Origin of the sequence: Butyricicoccus pullicaecorum DSM 23266, from assembly GCF_900167005.1 — a bacterium.
Taxonomy (GTDB): Bacteria; Bacillota; Clostridia; order Oscillospirales; family Butyricicoccaceae; genus Butyricicoccus; species Butyricicoccus pullicaecorum.
In genome coordinates this window covers 314,594-341,137 of sequence record NZ_FUXW01000002.1, presented here as the reverse complement: position 1 = coordinate 341,137, position 26,544 = coordinate 314,594, and the positions used below count along the sequence as shown (strand labels likewise).

28 protein-coding genes are annotated in these 26,544 nt (G+C 52.5%); 27 read left to right on the top strand and 1 reads right to left on the bottom strand.

Annotation, left to right across the window (positions count from 1 at the left end):
* The 5 genes from B5D52_RS05860 (at nt 1) to ispF (ending at nt 3,995) form a co-directional block, all read left to right on the top strand.
* On the top strand, nt 1-1,389 hold the full coding sequence (locus B5D52_RS05860; protein ID WP_016146680.1) for an MATE family efflux transporter: 1,389 nt from the start codon (nt 1-3) through the stop codon (nt 1,387-1,389).
* An 84-nt stretch (nt 1,390-1,473) separates the two neighbouring features.
* Entirely contained in the window at nt 1,474-2,223 is a 750-nt protein-coding gene (locus B5D52_RS05855; protein ID WP_016146679.1) for a M23 family metallopeptidase, read from the top strand.
* Nucleotides 2,220-2,786 (top strand): metalloprotease, encoded by a 567-nt coding sequence (locus tag B5D52_RS05850; protein ID WP_016146678.1) that lies wholly within the window; start codon nt 2,220-2,222, stop codon nt 2,784-2,786. The genes B5D52_RS05855 and B5D52_RS05850 overlap by 4 nt, the downstream gene beginning before the upstream one ends.
* Nucleotides 2,787-2,808: 22 nt before the next feature.
* Complete coding sequence (gene ispD / locus B5D52_RS05845) at nt 2,809-3,519, top strand: 2-C-methyl-D-erythritol 4-phosphate cytidylyltransferase (RefSeq protein ID WP_016146677.1); 711 nt, start codon at nt 2,809-2,811, stop codon at nt 3,517-3,519.
* Between the two features lie 2 nt (nt 3,520-3,521).
* Nucleotides 3,522-3,995 (top strand): 2-C-methyl-D-erythritol 2,4-cyclodiphosphate synthase, encoded by a 474-nt coding sequence (ispF, locus tag B5D52_RS05840; RefSeq protein WP_016146676.1) that lies wholly within the window; start codon nt 3,522-3,524, stop codon nt 3,993-3,995.
* 65 nt (nt 3,996-4,060) lie between these two features.
* On the opposite strand, the gene B5D52_RS05835 is transcribed toward ispF, so the two are convergent.
* The gene (locus B5D52_RS05835; protein WP_016146675.1) at nt 4,061-5,263 is read right to left on the bottom strand and encodes an ATP-binding protein; all 1,203 of its coding nucleotides are present in this window, start codon (nt 5,261-5,263) and stop codon (nt 4,061-4,063) included.
* 124 nt (nt 5,264-5,387) lie between these two features.
* Between B5D52_RS05835 and B5D52_RS05830 the strand changes: the two genes are divergently transcribed.
* The 22 genes from B5D52_RS05830 (at nt 5,388) to pknB (ending at nt 26,543) form a co-directional block, all read left to right on the top strand.
* Complete coding sequence (locus B5D52_RS05830; protein ID WP_040332469.1) at nt 5,388-5,621, top strand: hypothetical protein; 234 nt, start codon at nt 5,388-5,390, stop codon at nt 5,619-5,621.
* Nucleotides 5,618-6,754, top strand: coding sequence for an aminotransferase class V-fold PLP-dependent enzyme (locus tag B5D52_RS05825; protein ID WP_016146674.1), 1,137 nt, complete (start codon nt 5,618-5,620; stop codon nt 6,752-6,754). The genes B5D52_RS05830 and B5D52_RS05825 overlap by 4 nt, the downstream gene beginning before the upstream one ends.
* Nucleotides 6,755-6,860: 106 nt before the next feature.
* Nucleotides 6,861-7,754: a diadenylate cyclase CdaA gene (cdaA, locus tag B5D52_RS05820; RefSeq protein ID WP_016146673.1), complete on the top strand. Its 894-nt coding sequence runs from the start codon at nt 6,861-6,863 to the stop codon at nt 7,752-7,754.
* A complete protein-coding gene (locus B5D52_RS05815; RefSeq protein WP_016146672.1) occupies nt 7,751-9,097 on the top strand; it encodes a CdaR family protein in 1,347 nt (448 codons plus the stop codon). Before cdaA ends, B5D52_RS05815 begins: the two co-directional genes overlap by 4 nt.
* Nucleotides 9,094-10,692, top strand: coding sequence for an NAD(P)/FAD-dependent oxidoreductase (locus tag B5D52_RS05810; RefSeq protein ID WP_016146671.1), 1,599 nt, complete (start codon nt 9,094-9,096; stop codon nt 10,690-10,692). Before B5D52_RS05815 ends, B5D52_RS05810 begins: the two co-directional genes overlap by 4 nt.
* 39 nt (nt 10,693-10,731) lie before the next feature.
* Nucleotides 10,732-11,112 carry a SoxR reducing system RseC family protein gene (locus B5D52_RS05805; RefSeq protein ID WP_162608069.1) on the top strand — a complete coding sequence of 127 codons (381 nt, stop codon included), beginning with the start codon at nt 10,732-10,734 and terminating at the stop codon, nt 11,110-11,112.
* A gap of 115 nt (nt 11,113-11,227) precedes the next feature.
* A complete protein-coding gene (locus B5D52_RS05800; RefSeq protein ID WP_016146669.1) occupies nt 11,228-12,115 on the top strand; it encodes a DUF5685 family protein in 888 nt (295 codons plus the stop codon).
* Nucleotides 12,093-12,701, top strand: a complete 609-nt coding sequence (locus B5D52_RS05795) for a J domain-containing protein (protein WP_242825608.1) — start codon at nt 12,093-12,095, stop codon at nt 12,699-12,701. The genes B5D52_RS05800 and B5D52_RS05795 overlap by 23 nt, the downstream gene beginning before the upstream one ends.
* Nucleotides 12,701-13,222, top strand: a complete 522-nt coding sequence (locus B5D52_RS05790) for a hypothetical protein (protein ID WP_016146667.1) — start codon at nt 12,701-12,703, stop codon at nt 13,220-13,222. The genes B5D52_RS05795 and B5D52_RS05790 overlap by 1 nt, the downstream gene beginning before the upstream one ends.
* Before the next feature lie 14 nt (nt 13,223-13,236).
* Entirely contained in the window at nt 13,237-14,112 is an 876-nt protein-coding gene (locus B5D52_RS05785) for a YicC/YloC family endoribonuclease (protein ID WP_016146666.1), read from the top strand.
* Between the two features lie 41 nt (nt 14,113-14,153).
* On the top strand, nt 14,154-14,426 hold the full coding sequence (gene remA, locus B5D52_RS05780) for an extracellular matrix/biofilm regulator RemA (RefSeq protein ID WP_040332467.1): 273 nt from the start codon (nt 14,154-14,156) through the stop codon (nt 14,424-14,426).
* On the top strand, nt 14,407-14,985 hold the full coding sequence (gene gmk, locus B5D52_RS05775; RefSeq protein WP_040332466.1) for a guanylate kinase: 579 nt from the start codon (nt 14,407-14,409) through the stop codon (nt 14,983-14,985). Before remA ends, gmk begins: the two co-directional genes overlap by 20 nt.
* Before the next feature lie 47 nt (nt 14,986-15,032).
* On the top strand, nt 15,033-15,377 hold the full coding sequence (rpoZ, locus tag B5D52_RS05770; protein WP_016146663.1) for a DNA-directed RNA polymerase subunit omega: 345 nt from the start codon (nt 15,033-15,035) through the stop codon (nt 15,375-15,377).
* Nucleotides 15,378-16,589 carry a bifunctional phosphopantothenoylcysteine decarboxylase/phosphopantothenate--cysteine ligase CoaBC gene (gene coaBC, locus B5D52_RS05765; protein ID WP_016146662.1) on the top strand — a complete coding sequence of 404 codons (1,212 nt, stop codon included), beginning with the start codon at nt 15,378-15,380 and terminating at the stop codon, nt 16,587-16,589.
* 6 nt (nt 16,590-16,595) lie between these two features.
* A complete protein-coding gene (priA, locus tag B5D52_RS05760; protein WP_016146661.1) occupies nt 16,596-19,040 on the top strand; it encodes a replication restart helicase PriA in 2,445 nt (814 codons plus the stop codon).
* Between the two features lie 14 nt (nt 19,041-19,054).
* A complete protein-coding gene (def, locus tag B5D52_RS05755; protein WP_016146660.1) occupies nt 19,055-19,528 on the top strand; it encodes a peptide deformylase in 474 nt (157 codons plus the stop codon).
* Nucleotides 19,525-20,454 carry a methionyl-tRNA formyltransferase gene (gene fmt / locus B5D52_RS05750; protein ID WP_016146659.1) on the top strand — a complete coding sequence of 310 codons (930 nt, stop codon included), beginning with the start codon at nt 19,525-19,527 and terminating at the stop codon, nt 20,452-20,454. The genes def and fmt overlap by 4 nt, the downstream gene beginning before the upstream one ends.
* Before the next feature lie 26 nt (nt 20,455-20,480).
* Nucleotides 20,481-21,182 (top strand): zinc metallopeptidase, encoded by a 702-nt coding sequence (locus B5D52_RS05745; protein ID WP_016146658.1) that lies wholly within the window; start codon nt 20,481-20,483, stop codon nt 21,180-21,182.
* Nucleotides 21,175-22,524, top strand: coding sequence for a 16S rRNA (cytosine(967)-C(5))-methyltransferase RsmB (gene rsmB / locus B5D52_RS05740; protein ID WP_016146657.1), 1,350 nt, complete (start codon nt 21,175-21,177; stop codon nt 22,522-22,524). Before B5D52_RS05745 ends, rsmB begins: the two co-directional genes overlap by 8 nt.
* Nucleotides 22,521-23,579: a dual-specificity RNA methyltransferase RlmN gene (gene rlmN / locus B5D52_RS05735; RefSeq protein WP_016146656.1), complete on the top strand. Its 1,059-nt coding sequence runs from the start codon at nt 22,521-22,523 to the stop codon at nt 23,577-23,579. The genes rsmB and rlmN overlap by 4 nt, the downstream gene beginning before the upstream one ends.
* Nucleotides 23,576-24,340, top strand: a complete 765-nt coding sequence (locus B5D52_RS05730) for a Stp1/IreP family PP2C-type Ser/Thr phosphatase (protein ID WP_016146655.1) — start codon at nt 23,576-23,578, stop codon at nt 24,338-24,340. The genes rlmN and B5D52_RS05730 overlap by 4 nt, the downstream gene beginning before the upstream one ends.
* Nucleotides 24,333-26,543, top strand: coding sequence for a Stk1 family PASTA domain-containing Ser/Thr kinase (pknB, locus tag B5D52_RS05725; RefSeq protein ID WP_016146654.1), 2,211 nt, complete (start codon nt 24,333-24,335; stop codon nt 26,541-26,543). Before B5D52_RS05730 ends, pknB begins: the two co-directional genes overlap by 8 nt.
* The last annotated feature ends 1 nt before the right edge of the window (nt 26,544 follow it).

The following is a 26,544-nucleotide window of genomic DNA, read 5'->3' as shown; positions in this document are numbered from 1 at the left end:
TTGGCAACCAATCCCCAGGAAAATGAACTGGGAACCGCCCCAGTCGGGCAGCTGCTTGTCCGGCTGGCGGTTCCCAATATTGCAGCCCAGATCGTCAACATGCTTTATAACATCGTTGACCGCATCTACATCGGCCATATCCCCAACATCGGCTCTCAGGCATTGACCGGTGTCGGCGTAACCTTCCCGATTATCATTCTGATCACCGCGTTCAGCTCCCTCATTGGTATGGGCGGTGCGCCGCGTGCGTCCATCGCAATGGGACAAAAACACAACGAACGCGCAGAGAAGATTATGGGCAACTGCTTTACCGCACTCATCATCATCTCAATCTGTTTAACCGTTCTCTTCTTGCTCACGCAAAAGCAGATTTTGATGTTATTCGGTGCCAGTGCAGATACACTGCCCTATGCGCTCGAGTATTTAAACCTCTATGTCCTGGGCACGATCTTTATTCAGATCGCCTTGGGCATGAATGGATTTATCACAACCCAGGGCAAGGCAAAAACGGCTATGTGCACGGTCTTGATCGGTGCAGCGCTCAATATCATCCTTGATCCCATTTTCATTTTTGTATTCAATCTGGGCGTTCGCGGTGCAGCGATTGCAACCGTATTCTCGCAGTTTGTCTCCGCAATTTGGGTTGTACGTTTTCTGACTAGTTCTAAGGCACTTCTGCGTCTGCGTCGAGAATATCTGCGTCCTGAGCTCAAGCAGCTGATTCCTGTCATCAGTTTGGGTCTGTCTCCGTTTGTCATGCAGTCGACCGAAAGCCTGCTGTCCATTACATTCAACATCTCGCTTGCCAAGTTCGGCGGAGATCTGGCAGTCGGTGCCATGACCATCCTGACCAGCCTGACACAGATGATTAGTTTACCACTGACCGGACTGACACAGGGTGCACAGCCCATCATCAGCTACAACTTCGGTGCAAAAAAGATCGATCGCATGAAAAAGGCCATCCGCCTCCTTGTGACGACGGCAGTTGCGTACGCAACCTTCTGCTGGCTGCTCACCCGTATCGCACCGCGTTTGCTGGTCGGCGTGTTTACGAGCGACCCCGAACTGCAAACCTTTACCGTTTGGGCGTTGGGCATCTATATGGCAATGGTATTTGTCTCGGGTATCCAGACTTCTTTCCAGCAGTCCTTTATCGCATTGGGTGAGGCGCGTATTTCGCTGTTCCTCGCACTTCTGCGCAAAATCATCCTGCTGATTCCGTTGATTCTAATTCTGCCGAACTTCTTCGACGACAAGCTGTTCGCCGTATTCCTTGCAGAGCCGATCTCCGACTTTATTGCAGCAATGTCAACGATGACTTTCTTCCTCTGGCGCATACGGAAAATCATCGCAAATCTGCAAAAGCCCGATCTCGAAAAAGAAATTTAACCGAAACAAAACGCCGAAGGCATGTTGCCCTCGGCGTTTTCATATAGTATGGTATCTACTTTCAGTCGGGAAGGAGGGATTGGAATGCCACGCAAGCAGCCCAATCGGCTCAACGGATTTGAAAAACTCCTGCTTGGAATCGCATTCCTCTTTTTATCGGTCACTGTATTGCGCACCATACAATTTGAACCGTTCTTACGCGTGCAGACAGCCGTACAAACCTTTCTCACAGGCAATCAGTCCATCGAGCAGGCTGTGCAGGCAGTTGGATCATTCACGGAATCCGATCAGCTGCAAGCCGTTTTTTCGGACTGGTTTCCGACCATCAACCCACAGGAAAATCAACCGGTCATGGAATCATCCGTACCAAGCGAGACGCTCGCCGCAACTGCGGCGGGCGTTTTTCCAACTCAGGAAGCAGATGCGGTATATCCAATCTCGCTATCTAACACCCAGCCGGTTGAAAATGCTGTATTAACCTCTTCCTTCGGCCCACGCGCTCATCCGGTAACCGGACAACAAAGCAGTTTTCACAAGGGGATTGATCTTGCCGCTGAGCAGGGAAGTCCGATTCATGCTTTGGCTAACAGTACTGTGCGTACGGCTGCTCAAAACGACAGCTATGGAAATTATTTAATCTTACAGCACGCCGATGGGGTCTGCGCGCTTTATGCTCACTGCGAACAGCTGCTGGTTAAAGAAGGAGCGCACATACAAGCTGGACAGACCATTGCAACCGTAGGGGATACCGGTACCGCAACCGGATATCACCTGCATCTTGAACTGTGGTACGCGGGGAAACTGCTCAATCCGGAGGATTACATCGCTTTATGACTTCAAAAATACGTGTAAAAGATTCTTTCTGGCTACTGCTCGCCATCATTATACTGCTCGACCCGAACGGCATCTTTCTTTACTTTCTCGCCGCGGCTGCTGTGCACGAACTAGGGCACTGGATTGTAATTCGTTTGTGCCATGGTACAGTAACTCGTTTTGAAATTTCTGCCGCAGGCGGCGCAATGCAGTATCATTTGCCACGATTATCCGTCCGGTCAGAGGTCTTGATCGCGCTAGGCGGCCCTTTGTTCGGTCTAATGCTTTGGCTTGTGGCAGGTCTTTTACACCATGAGCTACTCGCTGGTGCAAGTCTGGTTCTCAGTATTTTTAATCTGCTGCCCATTCCGCCGCTGGACGGCGGCCGTGCGCTGGACTGTCTATTTGCTCCCGGTCATCCGCTGCCACAAGCACTTGCAGCTTTTTTCTCTGCGCTCATCCTGTTTCTTGGTATCTATGCCGGTATCTGTCATAACGGATGGGGCTTGTGTCTGATCGGCCTTCTCTTAACACTCGAACGGCAAACAGGCTTGCATTCCCTCCGCATACAAGGTAAAATATAAAGTACTTTGGGAGGTTTACTCTATGTTTTTTCGACAAAAAAAAGAGGAGGTTCGTCCTCGTATTGCAGCTGTCATCCCCGCTGCCGGCTCATCTACCCGCATGGGTACCAATAAATTACTGTTACCGCTGAATGGCATTCCCGTTCTCGCACGCACCCTGCTTGCGTTTGAACAATGCCCCTTGGTAGATGACATCATCATTGTTTGTCGAGAACAGGATATCGCTCCGTACGGCAAACTGGCTCAGGAATTTGGCTGCACGAAAGTGCGTCACATTGTGCGCGGTGGACAAACCCGGCCGGAATCGGTTCTTGCCGGACTGAATACCTGTGAGCCGGATACCGCCTATGTTGCCATCCATGATGGCGCACGGCCGCTCGTTCCGCAAACCGTAATTGAAGAAGCGATTACCGCTGCTATGGACACTGGCGCGGCTGCACCCGTGGTTCCGCTCAAAGACAGCATCAAGCGGATCTCTGACGGAAAAATCATTGCCGATGTGGCACGCGACAGCATCGCCGCTGTACAGACCCCCCAATGTTTCGACCGTGCGCTGATCTCGACTGCGCTCAAAGAAGCCATCGCCGCCGGCGCTGCGCTCACCGATGACTGTGCCGCCGTTGAGCGTCTGGGCACGCTGGTCACTGCAACATCCGGAAGCTATCGGAACCTCAAAGTCACAACCCCGGAAGATATTCCGATGGCCGAAGCACTACTCAATCAGGAGGACTAACCATGCGAATTGGACATGGATATGACGTACATAAACTGGTCTCTGGCCGTAAATGCATCATTGGCGGTGTCGATATCCCGCACGAGACCGGACTTTTGGGGCACAGTGATGCCGACGTACTGCTGCACGCTGTGATGGATGCACTGTTGGGTGCAGCTGCACTCGGCGATATCGGGCATTTGTTTCCCGACAATGACCCGAAATACAAGGGAGCAGACTCTCTGACGCTGCTGCGTGAAGTCGGGCGCGTACTTCAGACGAACGGCTGGGTATTGAGCAACTTGGATGCCACGATCCTGGCGCAAGCGCCCAAAATGGCACCTCACATTTTGCAGATGCGTCAGAACATTGCCGATGCTTTGGGCGTATCGATCGACCAAATCAGCGTCAAGGCAACCACCGAAGAGGGATTAGGCTTTACTGGTGCCAAAGAGGGCATTGCCGCACATGCGGTATGTCTGATCGACAAACTATGATACCTTCTTCCATCTATTTTTGCGTATAATAAATGCCGGACGAATCTGTCGTCCGGCATTTTCTTTTATGCCATTTCCTGTGCCAGCTGCATCTGAATAAACTGTCTGGCCGTACGCGGAGAACGACCATTGCGTCGCAGAGCGAAGCGTTCGGCAAGCAGGTGAAGCTGTTCGGCCTCCATCTCAATGCCGCAGTCTTCGGCCAGCTGATCGACGATCATCAAATACTCGTCACGCTCCGGTACCGAGAAGGTAATCTCCAGACCGAAACGGTCGGACAGCGAGGTCACGGTCTCAAGCGTATCGCGGCGATGTACATCATCACCTTCACGATCGGAAAAGCGTTCCCGAATCAAATGGCGGCGGTTAGATGTCGCATACAAAATCAAATTGTCCGGCTTACCTGTCAGACCGCCCTCAATAAACGCTTTCAGCGTTGCAAAATTCTCATCTTCTCGCTCAAACGTCAGGTCATCCAAGAATACAATAATCTTGTACGGACTATGCGCTGCATAAGTGCAGATGACAGGGAACATGGAAATCTGCGTCACAGAAAGCTCTATGATTTTCAGGCCTTCCTTTGCATATTCATTGACTACAGCCTTGACCGTAGAGGACTTGCCAGTACCCTTATCGCCGTACAAAAGAATATTATTGGCTGCACGGCCTGCCAGAAATGCTCGCGTATTGGTGAGAATCTGTGCTTTTTGATGCGCATAACCCTTAAGATCGGTCAAGCGTACCGGATCGGGATGTACAACCGGTACAATCTTTTCCTTATCCACAGCATAGAATGTCGCATCTGCAAAAAATCCAAAGCCCTTATCCTGATAATACGCGCGCAGTCCGTCTCCGTCCGTAAAGGGGAGGGCAGACCCGGAAGCGAATGTCGGCAGGACGCTGATGCTGGGCAGAGCCTGTCCGAAAATAGATTTTGCTGTATCCAACAGCTCGGAACCGCTGACAGACAGCAAATCATTCAAAGTGCGTACATCATGGGATACCGCTAAAATAACATTTGCACTCGGATGATCGATGGTATCGGTCAGTGCATTGGTGTCACAGTGAAGACTGCGCAGCAACACCTGTCCCTGATCGCCACTTTGATAGACCTCTGCGCACAGTGCACCATACGCCTCGGCGAAGTCATGCGGCGTACCAGACAATGCCCGCAGCGCATTGCGATATTTTTGAACCAGTGGATGTTGTGCCAAATTGCGCAGAACCGATAAGAAGTCCAGATCTAACGCTAACATTTGCAAATCCATACTATCTAAAACTCCTCTCCAGATTTTAATACTTTATCAGTATAACACGCACGGATAGGGTTGGCAATCCTCAATCCCACTGCATAGCATGATTCACAAGCATTCGGATGAGGAGGATCTTTTTATGATTTGGATTGTCTTTTACGGTCAAACACAGGCCGTTCACTGTCGAAATGTGCTGGCGAAAAATGGTATCGCTGGATTACTCCGAAAGCCACCGCGACCGGCAAACGCGCAGCATACCTGTATTTGGGCTGTCGGTATTCCGCCGGAATCCGAACAACAGGCGCGACAAATATGTCTTAATCACAACGTCCGTCCAAACTTTTGGATGGATCAGTCTGGGAGGGTTTTATGATTTATCTCGATCAGGCTGCGACCTCACTGCAAAAGCCGCCCGAGGTCTGCCAGGCCATGCTGACTGCCTGCAAGACCTGTGCCGGATATGCACGCAGCGGCCATGCACCCGCGCTGCGTGCCGGTGAGGTGGTTTATCAATGTCGTGAAGCCGCAGCGCAACTATTCTCCGTAGATAATCCCGAACAAATTATCTTCACCATGAATGCCACACACGCCCTAAATCTGGCCATTCATGGGTTCTGCACCCCATCAACCGTTGTAGCTGTCAGCAGCTACGAACACAACTCAGTCATGCGACCGCTTCACGCGCTGGGATGTCCGCTGCGCATTTTGCGCAGTAAACTCTTTGACATCGCCGATTTTTTGCGCGAAGCCGAACGTGCCATTGATGCCGGTGTTCAAATTTTTATCATAAACCATGTTTCCAACGTTTTCGGCTCCATTGTCCCGCTCGAGCAGCTGGATGCCATGCTGCAAGCCTATCAAATTCCACTGATTCTGGACGCCTCGCAATCTGCCGGAACCATTCCAATCTCCGTGCGCAGACTGCGTTCTCTCCGTGCAATCTGTATGCCCGGTCACAAAGGACTCCTAGGACCTCAGGGCACTGGCATGCTTATTTTATCCAATCCGGACGACCTGCCGCGGCCACTCCTGCAAGGCGGTACCGGAAGTGCATCGTCCAGTTTGGAACAACCCGCATTTCTGCCTGATCGCCTGGAAAGCGGCACGCCAAATGTTCCCGGTATTGCCGGACTTTACGCTGGTATGCAGTTTTTACTCGAACAGGGAATTGACGCAATCCATCGCCACGAACAGGACTGCATTCAGACTTGTATTGCAGCGCTCCGCACCATTCCAAATCTGGAAGTATTCGCTGCCGAAGAACCCGAACGGCAAGCCGGCGTGCTGTCCATTCGCATTCCCAATCAGTCCTCTGAAATTTTGGCACAAGCGCTGGCTGATCGGGGTGTTTGCGTACGCGGCGGACTGCACTGTGCACCGCTTGCACATCAGAGTGCACACACACAGACGACCGGAACGGTGCGGCTCTCGGTCGGCCCTTACAATACACGCTTAGAAATGCAGCGTACGGCCGAAATCTTGCAGGAACTTGTTGGAAAAATGTGAAAAAATTTTGAATTGTATTCACATGCTGCAAGGAATATGGTAAAATGTATATGAACTATGTGAAATTTTAACGATACGGAATATAGAATCTAGGTGTTTACATAATATGCAAGAAGCGATTCTAGAGACGCTCGGCACCCTGCAACGCTGTATCCAACTCATTTCTATCCAAGACTTGATTGACATGGGTATCATTGCCTATGTCATCTATCGCGGTATGAAATTGCTGAAAGATACCAGCGCAATGCGTCTGGCCAAGGGCATACTAATCATTTTCGCGGCACAAATTGTCGCGGAATCTTTACAGCTGAATACAGTCTCGTGGATCTTACAGCAGGTCTTCTCATTCGGTGCATTGTTCCTCGCAATTGTCTTTCAGCCCGAACTGCGCCGTATGCTGGAACAGCTCGGCAAAGGTCAGGGACAGCTGCGAAAGTTTTTGACCGGTACCGAGGTGGACGTTGTCGCCATCGAGCAGTGCATCAACCAGACAGTTGCGGCATGCGAATCGATGAGCTGGACGCGCACTGGTGCGCTGATGGTTTTCGAGCGCCAGGAGCGTTTGAGCGAGATCATCACGACCGGCACGCGCATTGACGCTGAGCCGTCTGAGCCGTTAATCAAAAATATCTTTTTCCACAACTCACCACTTCACGACGGCGCGCTGGTTGTGCGTGACGCACGCCTGTTTGCAGCAGGCTGTGTCTTGCCGCTTTCCAGCAATCAAAATCTGTCCCGCGATTTGGGCACCAGACACCGCGCCGCTGTGGGCATGAGCGAAGCATCCGATGCCGTGCTGGTCGTTGTATCCGAGGAGACCGGTGCAATCTCGGTTGCCATCGGCGGCATGCTCAAACGTCATTTATCACCCGAAACCTTGCGCAAAATTCTGGTTGCCGAGCTGATGCCCGAAGAAAAAGAAGAACAGCCCCCCAAGCGCAACGGCTTCCTGCCGCGTAAACGGAACACCCAGGCGGAACGGAAGGGGAAGTCTAAATGAGCAAAATAAAAGAGTTTTTCACCAAGCACGACTTGGCACATAAGTTGATTGCCATTTTAATGGCGATTGCGCTTTGGTTCATCGTTGTCGCGAACAATGATGATCTGATGCGTACGAACACGATTGCAAACATTCCAATCACTTACACAAACGAAGATGTTTTGGAAGATGATTATGGTCTTCGCCTGATCGAAGGTCAAGACCAAACGGTCGCTGTCAAGGTAACTGGCCCGTATGCCAGCCTATATCCTCTGACAACAAACGATATTCAAGTTCGTGTCAATCTGGCAAACTTCCAAAAACCCGGCACCTATACGATCAACACGTCCTCGCAGTCCACGAACTGCACGCTGATTGTTAATTCTTCCAGTGTACGTGAATCAGAAATTTCTACGCCAAACTCATTTCAGATTGTAATTGATGAAGTCATCACCAAGGAAGTACCTGTTACCATCCAGGTAGACGGCACGCCTTCTACTGGATATATGTACGATGACCCCGAAGGTGAACAGGATTCGGTTAGCGTCACTGGTCCGAAAACCGTTGTAAACCAGATTCGCAAGGCAACGGCTGTGGTTCCGGCAGAAGATTCCACCGGTCTGACCAAGACAACCAGTGTGCTGGCATCCTTTACCTTCCTCGATGAAAAGAACCAGCCGGTCGATCAGACCCATCTGACCAGCGAACCCAACGACTACTCGGTAACCATCCCGGTTTATGCTGTGGCAAAACTTCCGCTGACCATCAACCTCATCAGTTCTGATACGGTTGACAAAAACTCGGTCAAGGCAACCATTGATCCGCAGGAAATTGCGGTCTATGGTGCAGAGGAAGTCATCAGCAAACTTACCGCGATTAGCCTCGGTGATTTGCAGCTGAGCACGGTAAGTCTGGACGAAGATGATCCGATTACCATTCCGATCGAACTGCCCGCAGGTGTCACCCGTGTACAAGGCGAAGCGACATCGGCTAAGGTAACGATTCAGGCTGTTGGTATGAGTACCCGCGAGATGCCTGTTACCAGAATCACGCTGCAAAACAGCGGCAGTGACCCCAATCTTACCGCAACGCTGCGCACGACGTCGGTCAATATCCGAATTCAGGCAGAGACCGCTGCACTGGCAAATTTGACCGCAGATGCATTCCATGTCATCGCTGTCTTTAATGCCGATGAGCTCGGCCCCGGTATTCACGAGGTTCCGATCGAGGTGCAATGTGAACAGCTTGAAAGTTCGAATTCCAGCTTCACGCTGCTGAACCCGGATGAAAAGGTGACCATCGAGATCAAACAAACTGGTGAAACCGCAACCACTACTCCCACGGAGGAAAACGAAACTACGTGAGTATCATTGTATCCGGCATCCGTCTGCCGTTTGACGAAAATGGCGGTGCGGCTGTCGCACAGGCATTGTCTCTGTGCGGACTGACCGCCAATGACGCGCAGGCATCCATCTATCGTGTATCGCTGGATGCCCGCCGCGGAAAAATCGATCGCGTATATTCGGTTCTGCTTGATGGAATCGACCATGAGGAGGCATTTGCAGCACAGCTGCAAATGCCCTCTGTCCGTTACAAGCCTTGTGTGCGCCTGTCTCCGCAAATCGGCACTGCTCCTATGGAACATCGGCCGGTTGTTGTCGGTCTTGGCCCTGCAGGCTTGTTCGCTGCATACCTGCTTGCACGGTATGGCTATCGTCCGATCGTCCTGGAACGCGGCGAGGCCATCGAGCAGCGCGACCAGGATGTCGACGCATTTTGGAAGCAGGGTATTTTCCGCTCGGAAAGCAATATCCAATTTGGCGAGGGCGGTGCCGGTGCTTATTCAGACGGCAAGCTGACCACTCGCATTAACGATCCGCTTTGCGATGAGGTGCTTCACATTCTGATGGAGCATGGTGCACCGGAAGAAATCGGCCGACTGGCCAAGCCCCACATTGGAACCGATATCTTAAAGCAGGTTGTCCGCAATATGCGTGAACAGATCATCGCCTGGGGCGGTGAAGTCCACTTCAGAACCGCAATGACCGGCCTTCGTCAGCAGGGAGACGTGCTCTGTGCAATCGATGCAGAAAATCAAAGCATCGCCTGCGAACACGCTATTCTTGCTCTCGGTCACAGTGCGCGAGACACCTTCTTTGCGCTGCATAGACAAGGCGTATTCTTTGAGCCGAAGCCGTTTTCGGTTGGTGCGCGTATTGAACACCTGCAAAGTGAAATTGACCGTGCGCTGTATGGAAAACATGCCGGACATCCCTTGCTTCCGCCAGGTGAATACAACTTATCGCACCGTGAGAACGGACGTGCATGCTATTCATTCTGTATGTGTCCGGGCGGTCATGTTGTAGCCGCACAGAGTGAAGCGGAAAGTATCGTCACAAACGGTATGAGCTATCATGCCCGTGACGGCAAAAACGCAAATGCTGCGATTGTTGTCTCGGTTGATCCTTCCGACTACGATGATGGCACGCCCTTCGGCGGTATTGCGTTCCAGCGCACGCTGGAGCGCCGCGCGTATCAAATGACCGGCAGTTATGCAGCGCCCTGTCAGCTGGTCGGTGATTTTCTGGACAAGCGCACCTCACATCGTTTTGGTGCAGTCCATCCGACCTATCCGATCAGCACACAGTTCTGTGATCTCAATACACTGTTCCCGCAGTTCGTACACGAGCAAATGCACACCGGTCTTTCGGTTTTCGCGCGTAAACTGCGTGCGTTTGGTGCAAAAGATGCCGTTCTCACCGGTCCAGAGACCCGAACCTCTTCTCCGGTGCGCATGACACGCGGCAGGGAAAACCTGTCCAGCGTTTCTGTTCGCGGCATCATTCCGTGCGGCGAGGGCGCTGGTTATGCTGGCGGCATCATGTCCGCAGCCGTTGACGGTCTGCGCGCTGCCTGCCAGATTATCGAATCCCATCAGCAACCTAAAAACTTGGAGTGACAAAACATCATGGTACAAAAAGCTGTAGTAAAAAAAATTTTGAACCCGACACAAGCAGAAATTGAAGTACAGCGTCAGTCTGCGTGCGGTCATGATTGCTCAAAGTGCGGCGGCTGCGGCACGCCCACCGAGCGCATCAAGGCAACCGCTGTCAACTCTGTGGATGCACAAGTCGGCGATATTGTGACGGTAGAAGGCTCCAGCAAGCAGATTTTAGGCATGGCTGCTATTGTTTATGCCATTCCGCTGATTCTGTTCTTTGTCTTTTATGGCATCTGTGCATTGCTGCATGTCTCGGAAGGTTTTTCCATCTTGGCCGGTGTTGTCGGCTTTGCACTCGGCATTTGGGTGGCAATCCGCCGCAATCATCGCATGAAGACCTCTGGTGAGATCGTCTTTACCATTATTAAAAAAGGGTAAAAATTTTTTGAACACAGGCTGCCTTTTGCCGGGCAGTCTTGTTTTTTCTCAAAATATCCTGTAAAATATAATGAATATGGTATGCCTGCTTTCAGGCGGACAGAGGAGAGGTGTCATGTTCGGATTTATCCGCCCATTCAAACCGGAATTGCGCGTCAAGGAAGTCGATCGCTTCCAGGCCGTATATTGCGGTTTATGTCACGAACTCAAGCGCCGATATGGTCGACTGCAAACTTACTTTCTGAGCTATGACATGACTTTTTTTGCGCTTGTGATCGGTGCTGTCCAGCCGTCCGATCCCGGAACCGAACGCTGTCGCTGTGATGCCAGTCCTTTTCGTAAAAAGCAAGTGGCATGCACCTCGTCTACCTTATCCTATGCTGCCGATGTCAGCGTTCTGTTAACCTACCACAAGGTACAGGACAGCGTCCAGGATGAGACTGGATATAAGCGTTTTGCTGCGCGGCTACTGCGCCGTCTGATGCGCAAAGCTTATGCCAAAGCACAGGCAGCGCTTCCTGCACTGGACAACACGATGCGCGCTTGTCTGGATGATTTGACCGCGCTGGAGCAAGCAAAGACCCCTTCACTCGATCGGCCAGCCGACACCTTTGCCCGGCTGCTCTCTGCCGCAGTTCCAGCGGATTATCCGTCAGACGTCCAGCGAATCTTATCCCAAATGTTTTATCATACTGGAAGATGGATTTATCTATTGGACGCGTGCGCTGATGTCAAAGATGATTTTGCGTCCGGCTCTTATAACCCCATCGTGCTGCGATATGAATTGCAGTCACCTGAGATCGACTCAGTGAAGCAGCCGCTGGAGCGCACTTTGGAGCGATCTCTGCTCGACATCCACACCGCATATCAGCTCTTACCCCTGTATCGTGATCAGGGTTTAATTGAGAATATTATCGATCTGGGACTGCCGCTCGTCACGCGGCAGGTACTGGATGGAACCTATCATGCAAACGGAGGACATGAAACGCATGGATCCCTATAAAGTATTAGGCGTAACACCGCAGACCAGCGACGATGATGTCAAGCGCGCATACCGCGAACTTGCTCGCAAGTATCATCCGGATAACTACGTAAACAATCCGCTCGCTGACCTTGCCGAAGCTCGTATGAAAGAAATCAACGAAGCATACGACATGATTATGAACGAGCGCAATGCGGCCAAAAATGGTGGTTCTTCGCAGTCTCAGCAGGGACAGCAATACTACCAGCAACGTCAGAGCGGTACCGGTATCTATGCCCAGATCCGCAGCGCCATCACGTCAGGTAATTTGGCAATCGCAGAAGAACTGCTTGGACGCTGTCCGACCCGCGATGCCGAATGGTATTTCCTCATGGGTACGGTGTACTTCCGAAAGGGTTGGTACGACGAAGCACAGCGATGTTATACGCAGGCATGTACGCTTGATCCCAACAACTTCGAGTACCGCAACGCACTCAACAATCTCAACATGGGCGCAAACTACGGTGGCTATCGTCCCATGAACTCGGCCAACGCTTGTGACTGCTGCGGTCAGCTTCTCTGTCTCAATTGTCTGCTCAATTGCTGCTGCGGAGGCGGTGGCTGTTGATGCACGCAAATCAAATTGCACGCGGCGGCATGATGACCGGTGTATCGGTTGCGCTTCTATACATTGCAACCTTTCTCTCGATCGCCAGCTGGGCCGCTTGTATGTTGATCGGCTTTATCCCTGAACTGTTTTTCCTCACCGGACAGAAGAAAACCGGATATCTAGTCTATGCGGCAACTTCGGTACTTTCTCTGTTTCTCCTGCCGGACAAGGTAATTGCGGTCTTGTATGCAGGACTGTTCGGGCTCTATACCGTTCTGCGATTCCTGTTTGAACGTATTCCCAGCCGTGTGCTGCGCTGGGTGTGCAAGCTGATCTTTGGAAATATTTGGGTGCTGATTGTACTCTGGTGCATCCGCACCGGTTTTCTGCCAAATTTCCCAATTCAATCGGATTTCACCGCATTGATTGTCTTTATCGCAGGAAATCTCATTCTGATTTACTATGACCTGTGTCTGTCCCGCATTTTTCCCGGACTGCGCGGCCTGGCACAGCGACTGCAAAATAATTCTTTCAAGTAAGGGTGTATTGAATCATGAAAAGTATGACCGGCTACGGCCGTGCCCGTATGGCCATTGATGGACGCGAAATCTCGGTAGAGGTTCGCGCGGTCAATCATCGCTACCTCGATGTAAACGTCAAGTGCCCCCGCGCTTATAATTTTTTGGAAGAAGCGCTCAAGAAAGCAGCCGGTGAACGCATCGCACGCGGCAAGGTGGATATCTTTGTACAGATCATCGGCAATTCCACCGATGATGTTGTCGTCAAGGTAAACATCCCGCTCGCACAGCACTATCTGACTGCGCTGCGTTCGCTGAGCGAGGCAACCGGACTTGCAAATGATGTCTCGCTGCTGACGCTGGCAAAAATGCCCGAGGTTCTGACCGAAGAACAGGCTGAGCCTGATACGGAAAAACTCACGCAGGACGTTGTGTCTGTATTCCATCTGGCAGCTGATGAATTCGAAGGCATGCGTGGCCGTGAAGGTGAAAAGCTTGCAGATGACGTTCGTTTCCGTAAGCAGACGATCATCGGCCTGCTTGAGCAGGTTGAGGCACGTGCACCCCAGCGCACGGTTGAATATCGCGAAAAGCTGGAAAAGCGCATGCAGGAGCTTCTGTCCGATACCACGATCGATGCGCAGCGCATCCTGACCGAAGCTGCGGTCTTTGCCGATCGCACGGCAATCGATGAGGAAACCGTACGCCTGCGCAGCCATCTCAGCCAGCTTGAGCAGATGCTGTGCGACGACAAGCCCATCGGCCGTAAGCTGGATTTCCTGGTTCAGGAAATGAACCGTGAGTCCAATACAATCGGTTCCAAGGCAAACGACGTGACTTTGTCCAAGCTCGTCGTTGAGCTCAAGTCGGAAATCGAGAAAATCCGAGAGCAGATTCAGAACATTGAATAATCTTCCGAAATCACACCGCGGTACAGAAATGGGGGAGTGCAGTGAAACTGATTAACATAGGATTCGGCAACATGGTCTCTGCCAACCGGCTTGTGGCCATTGTTAGTCCGGATTCCGCACCGATCAAACGTATTGTGCAGGAAGCGCGCGACCGAGGTATCGTCATCGATGCCACCTACGGCCGACGCACCCGCGCCGTTCTGATCACTGACAGTGATCACGTTATCTTGTCTGCAATCCAACCGGAAACCATTGCCGGCCGCGTCGATACACGAGAAGATGATGATGAGGGGGATGAAAATGAATCCAGGTAAATTGTTTGTATTCACCGGCCCGTCTGGAACCGGAAAGGGCACCATTCTCAGCCAGGTTTTGGCTTGCGAGCCGCAGCTGCGTCTATCGGTCTCGGCAACCACACGCCAGCCGCGTGAGGGTGAGGTCAACGGTGTACATTATTGGTTTATGTCTCAGGCAGAATTTGAAAACAAAATCGAACACGATGCGTTTTTAGAGCATGCCTGCTATGTTGGAAATTATTACGGAACTCCCGAACAGCCGGTCAATGACCAGCTTGCAGAGGGCTATGATGTCATTCTGGAAATCGAAGTACAGGGTGCCATGCAGATTCACAAAAAGCGTCCGGATGCCATTATGGTCTTTGTTGCACCGCCTTCGATGGAGGAACTGTCCAACCGTCTGCACGGCCGCGGCACCGAAAGTTCGGAAAAGGTCGCAGCCCGTCTTGCACAGGCGGAAACGGAGCTGTCCCATCAGTCTCAGTTTGATTACGTCATCGTAAACGATGATCTGGGCGAGGCAATCGCCGATCTGCGGGCAATTCTGCGCGCCGAGCGCTGCCGCGTTGTACGCTAATTTCTATTGTTAATCCAAAATTCTAAGCATAAAAGAGGTAAAGAGCTATGTTAAAACCGTCTATGAAGGAACTGATGAACAAGGTAGGCAATCGCTATCTTTTGGTAAATCTGGCCGCACAGCGTGCCCGCGACATCGCACAGGAAGCAGAGGAGAAGGATGAGCAGCTGCCGGATAAGGCAGTCAAGCTGGCACTCGACGAGATCGCTGCCGGCACCATCGTTTATTGCCCCGGCCCCAAGGTTGAGCCCGAGTATCGACTGACTTCCGATCTGCTGCCCGGCATGCTGGATCTGGATGACCACGAAGATGCAGATGTCCATGAAGATCATGTCGAGGATGACACCGCAGACGAGGACACCCTGGATGATGATACCGACGAGGATGCCTAAATGAGCAGCTCGTTACAGGGAAAGAATGTTGTCCTTTGCATTACCGGCGGAATCGCAGCCTACAAGGCAGCTGATCTGACCTCCCGTCTGCGCAAGCTGGGCGCGCAGGTCTATATCATCATGACCGAATCTGCCACCCACTTTATCACCCCGCTGACGCTTGAGGTGCTGTCTGAGCACCGCGTTGTGACCGATATGTTCGACCGTACCTTTACCTGGGAGGTCGAACATATTTCTCTTGCCAAGCGCGCTGATGTATTTGTCATCGCTCCCGCGACTGCAAACATCATCGGTAAGGCGGCTCATGGTATTGCGGATGACATGGTATCTACAACCCTTATGGCCACCAAGGCACCCATGGTCATTGCTCCGGCAATGAATACCAATATGTACGAAAATCCCATCGTACAGCAGAACATTGCGCTGCTCAAGGCACGCGGTGTGTCCTTTGTCGAGCCTGCAAGCGGTCGTCTTGCCTGCGGTGATACCGGGAAGGGTAAGCTTGCCGATCCGGCTGACATTGCCCATGCAATCGAAGCTGCTGCAACGCCGCACGACCTGGAAGGCCTGTCGGTTCTGGTAACAGCTGGCCCGACCCGCGAAGCAATGGATCCTGTTCGCTTCATCAGCAATCACTCGACCGGAAAAATGGGCTATGCAATTGCGCAGCGCGCGCAAATGCGCGGTGCAAAGGTAACTCTGGTATCCGGTCCGGTTGCGCTTGATGCACCGGCAAATGTCTCGGTTATCCCGATCACCTCCGCAATGGAAATGCACGACGCAGTGATGGAGCAGCTGCCCCATCAAGATTGGGTCATCAAAGCTGCCGCTGTCGGCGATTATCGTCCGGAGACTCAGGCCGATGACAAACTGAAAAAGAAAGCAGACGAAATGTCGGTCGCACTTGTCAAAAACCCCGATATTCTCAAGGAAATCGGCATGCAGAAGCGAGATAACCAGACTGTATGCGGCTTCTCGATGGAAACTCGTGATTTGATCGAGAACTCGCGTGCAAAGCTGGAAGGGAAAAACTGTGATATGCTGGTCGCCAACAATCTCAAAACCGCAGGCGCCGGCTTCGCACACGACACCAATGTCGCAACCTTGCTGTATCGTGACGGTTCCAGCGAACCGCTCAGCCTGATGCAGAAGGATTCTCTCGCCGACATCGTGCTCGATCGCATGCTGGCTCTGCACCGCAAGAAAGGCTGATTGATCATGCCCGTTTGTGGTGTTGCAGTCAGCGCTGCAACCTATGCCATCGACAAACTATACGATTATTCCATTCCGGAACCGCTCATCCCAGCAGTCAAAGTTGGCTGCCGGGTGTTGGTTCCCTTTGGTCGCGGCAACAAAAAAGTAGAGGGCATGGTTCTCGTTCTGCGTCCCGAAGCATATTCTGCACAGCGGCTCAAACCCGTGACCGAAGTGCTCGACGAGGAACCCGTTTTAGATGCCACACAAATCAAGCTGGGTATCTGGCTGCGTGAGCATCTGTACTGTACCTTTTTTGATTGTCTGAGGCTGATGCTGCCCAGCGGTCTGTGGTTTCAGCGCAAGGAAACCTATACGCTTGTGCAGCAGCCCATACTCTCACTGTCACAGCCCTTACAGGAAATTATGGACTTGTTTTCCGAGGATGTGCCCGAACGTACGGTCGAGGAAATCCGTCGGTTTACCAACGGCCGCTGTACCGGTGTCATGCTCAGCCAGCTAGAAGCCGAAGGATATCTGGTCTATCACAGCAATATCAAACAGAAAACTTTGGACAAAACCGAACGGATTCTATCGCTCGCGATTGATCCCGCAGAGGCCATGCAAAAAGCCTCCCGCGCACGAACCCCTGCGCAGATGGACGTCGTGTCACTGCTTTCGGACGGCTGTTCTATGAGCCAAAAAGAAGTGCTGTATATGACCGGCATTTCGGAATCTGCTCTGCGGGGTATGGTACGCAAGGGCATTCTGGAACAGAGTTCCATCGAGACTTTGCGCGTTCCCGATTACTCCATGATCGAGCAGATTCCTGCGCCTGTGCTCAGCAATGAACAGGAACAGGCCTATCAAGGCATTCGACAGTTGTTGGACTCTGGAAAACCCGAGGCCGCGCTTCTGTTTGGCGTAACGGGCAGTGGTAAAACACAAATCTACCTCAAGCTCATCGACAATGTCCTCTCACAAGGCCGCTCGGCGATCATGTTAGTACCCGAGATCGGTCTAACTCCGCAATTTATCCGACTGTTTGTCGGTCGATTTGGAGATACTGTTTCTGTTCTGCACTCCGCGCTGTCAGCCGGTGAGCGATACGACAGCTGGAAAAAAATTCGTTCCGGCCGTGCCCGGGTCGTAATCGGAACACGTTCGGCGGTCTTTGCGCCTGTGCGTGACCTCGGCCTGATCGTGCTGGACGAAGAGCAGGACAGTGCGTACAAATCTGAACAGTCTCCGCGCTACCACGCCCGTGATGTGGCAAAGCGCCGTGTACAGCAGGAAAACGCTGTCCTCGTACTGGGTTCTGCCACACCGTCCATCGAAAGCTATTACGGTGCACAGCAGGGGAGATATCCCATGTTCACACTGCGTGAGCGTTATCAAGGCGCTGCACTGCCCCAAGTAACGATCGCCGATATTCGCGGAGAGTCCCGGGCAGGGTGGACGTATACGATCGGTCAGACACTGTATGAAGCATTGCAGGAAAATCTGGAACGCGGCGAACAGTCCATTCTGTTTCTCAACCGCCGCGGCAATAGCCGGGTCATCGGATGCAGTATGTGCGGCTGGGTTCCCGAATGTCCGTCATGTTCCACGACGCTGACCTATCACTCGGTCAGTGGACGTGCCATGTGTCATTTCTGTGGTGCATCTATCGAAATCAGCGGACTCTGTCCGGTCTGTTATTCGCCGCATCTGTTTACCGAATGTCCGGGTACGCAAAAGGTGGAAGAAGAACTGCACGCCATTCTTCCCAAGGCGCGTGTGCTCCGAATGGATGCTGATACAACCAGCAAAAAGGGGTCTCACCACCATTTGCTCGAAATCTTTGCCAAAGGCCGCGCTGATATCTTGCTTGGTACACAGATGGTCGCCAAGGGCTTGGATTTTGACCATGTGACTCTGGTCGGTGTACTGGATGCCGACCAATCACTGTTTGCACAGGATTATCGCGCCAAAGAACGTACCTTCTCGCTGATCACGCAGGTGGTCGGTCGTGCCGGACGGCGCGGCAAACAGGGACGTGCAATCATTCAGACATACAATCCCGATCACCCGGTACTGTTATGCGCCGCACGGCAGGATTATGAACAGTTCTATGCCGATGAGATTGAAAGCCGTCAGGCACTATTGATGCCACCGGTAGAGCAGATGCTCATGCTGACCGGCACAGGTGAAAACGAAAGCGATGTGCTGGCTGCGCTGTTGCGTCTGAAACAGCGCATCCTGAGCCTAATGGAAGGCCAATTTTCCGATTTTCATTATCCCGTGCTTGGACCGTCACCAGCCTCGGTTGTGCGCGTCATGGGGCGCTATCGCTATCACCTCATCCTGCGATGCCCGGACAACAAGAGACGCAGACAGCTGATTTCCGGTGTACTGATCGAATTTTCAAAAGACAACAAAAACCGTGGGGTATCGCTCTTTGCAGACCTGAACCCCGATACATTATAGGAGATAATATCATTATGGCACTGAGAACCATTTTAACGGTCGGCGACGAAACGCTGAAAAAGAAATGCCGTCCGGTTACCGAATTCAACGATCATCTGCACACGCTGCTCGATGACATGACCGAGACCCTGCTTGAGTCCGGCGGTGTTGGTCTGGCCGCACCGCAGATTGGCATTCTGCGCCGCGTTGTCGTACTGCTCGATGTCAACAAGGATCCGGAAGAGGTCATCGAACTCATTAACCCCGAGGTCATTGAGATGAACGAACTGGAGCAGACTATTGAAGGCTGTCTGTCCGTTCCCGGCAAGTACGGCTATGTCATGCGTCCGACCTGGGCAAAGATTCGTGCGCAGGATCGCAACGGCAACTGGTTTGAGCGTGAAGGCGAGGGCATCGTTGCGCAGTGCTTCTGCCACGAGACCGAGCACCTGGACGGCCATCTGTTCACCGAAAAGGTCACCGAGTACGTCGAGGTGGAGCAGGAATGAGAATTTTGTTCATGGGTACACCTGACTTCGCGGTGCCGTCGCTGCAAATGCTGATCGACAGCCCGCACGAGGTCGTTGGTGTCCTGACCCAGCCGGACAAACCGCAGGGACGCAAGCAGATCTTGACCCCTCCGCCGGTTAAAACCCTTGCGCTTGCACATAATATTCCGGTACACCAGCCGACAACGCTCAAAAACGACGCGATTGCTGACCTACTCAGCGAAACCCAGCCCGATCTCATCATCGTTGTAGCCTATGGCAAGATTTTGCCCAAGTATGTACTGGATTTCCCGCGTTTGGGCTGTGTTAATGTACACGGTTCACTGCTGCCGCGCTGGCGCGGTGCTGCACCGATTCAGTGGTCTGTCATCGCTGGCGACCGCGAGGCCGGTGTGACCACGATGAAAATGGCAGAAGGACTGGATACCGGCAACATTCTGCTTGTGGAACGAACCGAAATTGGCGCACAGGAGACCGCCGGCGAACTTTTCGACCGCCTGGCAATCATGGGTGCTGCGCTGCTCGAAAAAACTGTCGCACAGCTGGAAGTACAGGATATGTCCGGCATTCCGCAGGATGAAGCCCAGGCATGCTACGCATCCATGCTCGATAAAGAAATGGCTGTGATTGACTGGAGCAAGTCCGCACATGAAATCGACTGTCTCATTCGCGGACTGAATCCCTGGCCGATCGCGCTGACTACGTTAGATGGCGCACGCGTCAAAGTGTATGCTGCGCTTCCGGAGTCTGGCTCCGGTACACCGGGCACCGTACTTGAGTCCGATGCAAAACACGGTCTGCTCATCGCCTGCGGCGACGGTGCGATGCGCATTACAGAGCTCCAGATGGTTGGCGGCAAGCGTATGTCTGCCTGCGACTATCTGCGCGGCCACGCAATTCCCGTCGGTACCCAGTTCGGTACCTGACACGATCCTTTCACGGAGGTTCTCAAATGTTTGGATATTACTACGGCTTTGATTGGACCTATCTTGTTCTCGTCGTACCCTGCATTATTTTAGCGCTCTGGGCACAGCATAACGTAAACTCGACGTTTACCAAGTATTCTGCGGTGTATTCTCGCCGTGGAATCACCGGTGCACAGGCTGCCAGCATTGTTCTGCGCCGCAATGGCATCACCAATGTGCGCATTGAGGAGATTCCCGGCAAGCTGACCGACCACTATGAGCCGGGTGCAAATGTGATTCGTCTGTCCAACAGCGTTTATCACTCTACCTCGGTTGCATCGATTGGTGTTGCCTGCCACGAGGCCGGACACGCAGTCCAGTACGCAAAGGGCTATTCTCCCATCCGCGTCCGCGCTGCGATCATTCCGCTGACCCGCGCAGGCTCCGCACTGTCCCTGCCGCTGTTGCTTCTGGGTATCATTTTGAACTCGCAGAATCTTGCAATCTTCGGCATTGCACTGTTTGGTCTGTCCACGCTCTTCCAACTGATCACGCTGCCGGTCGAGATCAACGCATCCCGCCGTGCGCTGGCTGCCATTCAGGATGCAGGTATTTTGTATGACGACGAATATCCCATGGCACGCAAGACGCTGACCGCCGCTGCACTGACCTATGTCGCAGCGCTCGCCGTATCTCTTGCGCAGCTGCTGCGTTTGATCATTCTGTTCGGAGGCCGCCGTGATGATTAAAAAAAGACCCCATACCGCTCGAGAAGTCGCGGCATTTACACTGTTCTCCATGGAAGAGGAGGGCGCATGGTCAGATGGTGCACTGCACCACTACTTAGATCGTGCCGATCTTGCGCCGCGTGATCGTGCACTGGCTACCCGCCTCGCTTACGGCATCATCCAAAACCGTCTGCTATGCGACTGGTATCTGCGGCAATTTTCCAAGGTACGTTTATCTAAGATTGCACCTCGGGTGCACATCTGTCTGCAGCTCGGTATTTATCAGCTTGCTCTGACCGATCGCATCCCAGCGCATGCCGCAGTGGCTGAGACCGTCACGCTCATCCGCAATTACGCGCACGCAAACGAGCGCACCGTCGGTTTTGCCAATGGTGTGCTGCGTGCTGTCGCGCAGGCTGCGGCAGACAATCAGCTGCCGCGTCTGAACTGTCCGGACAAGGAAAGCTTTTACAGTCTGCATTACAGCCATCCCGAATGGCTGGTGCGTTTACTGACTGCACAGTATGGTCAAAAACCGACCGCAGCCATTTTAGCGGCAAACAACGCGACCGCTCCGGTGTCTATCCGTGTAAATCTCTTACGCAGTGATCGGGATACCGTGCTGAAACGTCTGATCGAAGATGGATTTACCGTCCATCCGCATCCCAAAGCTGCATCTATGATCCTTGCGGAAAGCGGTGATATTGCATCCCATCCGCTTTTTACCGAAGGTGTTGTGACCATTCAGGATACCGCCAGCGCGGTTTGTGTCGAGCTGCTTGACCCGCAGCCCGATACATTGGTTCTGGACTGCTGTGCAGCTCCCGGCGGCAAGACTTTTTACATCGCAGAACGCATGCACAATCAGGGAACGGTGATTTCCTGCGATATCTACGAACATAAACTGGAAAAAATCCAGGCTGGTGCCCAGCGTCTGGGGTTGTCCATTGTTCAGCCCACCTTACAGGATGCTGCACAGCCGCGTGCCGAATGGGTAGGGAAGGCAGATTCTGTTTTGTGTGACGTTCCGTGCTCGGGCATGGGAATCATTCGGAAAAAGCCAGAAATTCGCTATAAGGATGCCGATGAGATTCAAAATCTTCCGGAAATCCAGAAAAAGATTTTGGAAAACTGCGCAAATTATGTCAAGCCGGGTGGTACGCTGGTTTATTCCACTTGCACCATTCTGGAACGCGAAAACCAAGCTGTTGTACAGGAATTTTTGCAGCAGCATCCAGAATTTGAAGCCGTCCCCATCGAGCACCCTGTCTTTGGTACATCAGAAAACGGCATGATTACATTATTACCGTCTATTCATGATACGGACGGCTTCTTTATTGCAAAACTGAGGAGATTGACATGAGCGAAGCAATACAGAAAAAAGAAATCAAATGTCTTTCCATCGAAGAACTCAAAGCCGATCTGAAAGAAATGGGTGAGAAGCCCTTCCGTGCCGGTCAGATCTTCAAGTGGCTGCACGAAGCCGTTGAATCTTTCGATGAAATGACCAACTTATCCAAGGAGCTTCGCGCAAAATTATCCGAGCGATATGAGCTGACTGTCCCAATCTGCGTTCGCAAGCAGGTATCCCAAGTAGATGGCACAAGAAAGTATCTCTGGCAGATGCGCGGCGGCGACTGCGTGGAAAGTGTCCTGATGCGATACGAACACGGCAATACGGTATGTGTATCCACACAGGTCGGATGCCGCATGGGCTGCAAGTTCTGTGCGTCCGGTCTGTTTGGGCTTAAGCGTCACCTCAGCGCGGGCGAGATTCTGGATGAAGTGCTGTTTATTCAAAAGGAGTCCGGCGAACCGGTCAGCAATATTGTACTGATGGGCACCGGTGAACCGCTCGATAACTATGAAAATGTACTAAAATTTCTCCATTTGGTTTCCTGTCCCGGCGGTATTCAGATTGGTCAGCGCCATATTTCCTTGTCAACAAGCGGTCTAGCTGATAAAATAGAATTACTGGCAAATGAAAAATTGCAGATCACGTTATCGATCTCGCTTCACGCGCCAGACGACGAGAGCCGCAGCAGTATTATGCCGGTCGACAAGCGCTATCCGGTTGCACGTCTCATGCAGGCCTGTGCATACTACTTTGATACAACCGGTCGCCGTATCTCTTACGAATATATGATGGCTCGCGGCAAGACCGACCGCCCCTGGCAGGCGGAAAAACTTGCCTCTCTGCTGCGTGGCCGTCCGGCACACGTCAATCTGATTCCGCTCAATCCGGTCAAGGAAAGTCCCTTACAGCCGAGTTCGCGTGATACCGTGCGTAAGTTCCAGCAAATCTTGGAACGTCACGGCGTCACCGCAACCGTTCGCCGCAAGCTCGGCCCGGATATTGACGCAGCCTGTGGTCAGCTCCGTCGCAGAACCCTTGAAGAAGGTGAAATCATACAATGATCGTCTCTGGAAAAACCCACCAGGGTATGGTACGCAAGAACAATCAGGACGCATTTCTGACCATCTTACATGAAGAGAAAAATAATGCGCTTCTGGTTGTCTGTGATGGCATGGGCGGTGCAAAAGCCGGAAATATTGCCTCTACCATCGCCGCTCATACCTTTGCCGACAAGGTCGAAGAACTGTTTTCCGGTACCAGCAGACCCTCCGTCCGTGCACTGCGCATTGCCGTAGACCGTGCAAATGAGGCGGTGTTCCGGGAGTCTATCAGTGATCCCGATCTGGAAGGTATGGGAACAACGCTGGTTGCCGCTGTCATTGATGGCCGTCATGCAACGCTCATCAATATCGGTGACAGCCGTGCCTACCGCATCCGCGGGGATGACATCACGCAGCTTACACTCGACCACTCCTACGTGCAGGAGCTCTACCGCAAGGGCAAGCTCACCGCTGAGGAGGCACGTCATCATCCCAATCGCAACCTGATTACCCGCGCTGTCGGTGTGGATGAATTCGTAGAAGCCGATATTTTTGAGGGCGAGCTCGCCCCGACCGATCTTTTGCTCTTGTGTTCCGACGGTTTGACCGGTATGCTGGAAGATGCTGAAATCGTCTCTCTCGTCAACGCTTCCCGCTCTCTTGATGAAGCGGTTGAACATCTGATCGCCGCCGCCTGCGACAATGGCGGTTCTGATAACATTACCGCAATCCTGTTTACAGGCGCAGGGATTTCAAAACAAGGAGAAGCTGAAAATGGATAAATACATAGGAAAGCTGCTCGACAACCGCTATGAAATGTTGGAGATTCTTGGTGTCGGCGGCATGGCTGTGGTCTATAAAGCGCGTGACCGCGTTTTGGATCGCTTTGTAGCCATCAAAATCATGAAGGAGGAATTCTCAAACGACGAGGAATTCCATCGCCGCTTCCGCAATGAATCACAGGCGGTTGCCAAGCTGTCCCATAACAATATCGTCTCGATCTTCGACGTCTCGCCCTCCAATAGCCCGGTTCAGTACATTGTTATGGAGCTGATCGAGGGTATCACGCTCAAGAATTACTTGCAGCGCAAGGGCAGTCTGTCCTGGCAGGAAACGCTGTTTTTTGCGCAGCAGATCTCCAAAGCACTCTCTCACGCGCACAGCCGCGGCATCATCCATCAGGATATCAAGCCGCACAACATCATCTTGCTGCGTGATGGCACGGTTAAGGTAACCGACTTCGGCATCGCTCGTTTTGAAAAGAATCAGGAAACACGCGTCATTCAGGAAGCCATCGGTTCGGTTCACTACATTTCTCCCGAACAGGCCAAGGGCTCCCGCATCGATCACCGCGCAGACCTGTACTCGCTCGGCGTTGTTATGTACGAAATGCTGACCGGTCGTGTACCGTTTGACGGCGATACCCCGATCGCAATTGTCATGCAGCATATCAATGCACAGGCACCGCTCCCGAGCGAACTGGTTCCCGGCATTCCGCGCGGTATGGATGACATCGTCATGCGCGCAATGTGCCCGGTTCTGTCTCAGCGCTATGCATCGGCTGACGACATCTACAATGATTTGGAACGTCTCAAGAACAACCCGAATCTGCGCTTTACCTCGGCTGGTGCCGAGGCACGCATGCCTGGCGGCGGTCGTGCTGCTACTGATGAAACCATCGCACTGCCGCGTATGAATCGCCAGCAGGCTGCCGCAGCAACTGCGCACAGCCGTTCGTTTGACGATCCGCAACCGCAGGATCAGGTTTATCGCCCCAGTCAGAAGCCCTCGCAGTCGCGCTCGACTCCCGCGGACCGTGACCGTCGTGATCGCTACGAGGCAGAGGATGAGGACGGTCGTCGTTCTTCCAAGCGCAAAAAGAAAAAACGCTCGCTCAGCGATTCTCCCGCTGCAATGGCTGGTATCGCAGTCGCTGTTTTTGTAATGATTGCAGCCGGTGTTGCAGTCTTTATGATGCAGGCCGGAAACCTGTTCAGCAGTTCGGGTAAGGTCGATGTACCTAATCTGGTCGGTATGCAGCTGCAAGATGCACAGTCCCAGTACGGCAATGATTTTATTATCGTTGAGGGCGAGAGCCGTGCAGATGAAAATGCCGAAGATGGCGAAATCCTCGAGCAGGACCCCGCAAGTGGTAAGGTTGACAAGAATAGTCAGATTACCGTTGTTGTATGCGATAACGAAGAAGAGGACACCAAGGATGAAGATGTCATCGTTCTGGATGAAAGCATCATCGGCGGTATCCTCGGCGAAGACTATCAGGCGGTTGAGAACAAGCTGACCGGTCTGGGTCTCGAAGTTCAGATTGAGCACAAGAACGATCAGACCGTCGAAAAGGATAAGGTCATCAGCATCAGCCCCGAGCTTGGCCGTGAAGTCAAGAAGGGTGACACCATTTATCTGTATGTCAGCGATGGTCCGGAGGCTGTTGAACTGCCGAATGTAGTCGGTAAGGACATCTCGGCTGCTCGCGCTGAGCTGAATGCGCTCAACTTCACCTCGATCAACACCAGCGAGGAGTACAACGATGCACCGGCTGGTCAGGTCTTCCGTCAGAGCCCGGATTCCGGTGAAAAGATTATGCCGGATACCTCGATCACGCTCTACATCTCCAAGGGTCCGGAAAACAATAACAATGATTCGGATAATCAGGAGAATAACAACTCTGATTCCAATCAGAGCAGCGATCCTGAGCAGAGCGGCAACGGTGATCCCGAGCAGAGCGGCTCTTCCGGTGGCAGCACCGGTACGGGTGACGGTTCTTACGAGATCAGCATTCCGATCAATGCACAGAACACGGTAACGCTCTCGGTTGAACTGGGTGATGGTACGGTTCTGCATTCCGGTCCTTACGATCCGTCTAACGGTGCATTTACCTACACCGTGCACGGTCCTGTTGGCCAGTCGGAAACCGTAAAATACTACATCAACGGCAACGCGAACTCGTTCACGTTTATGTACAGGTAAA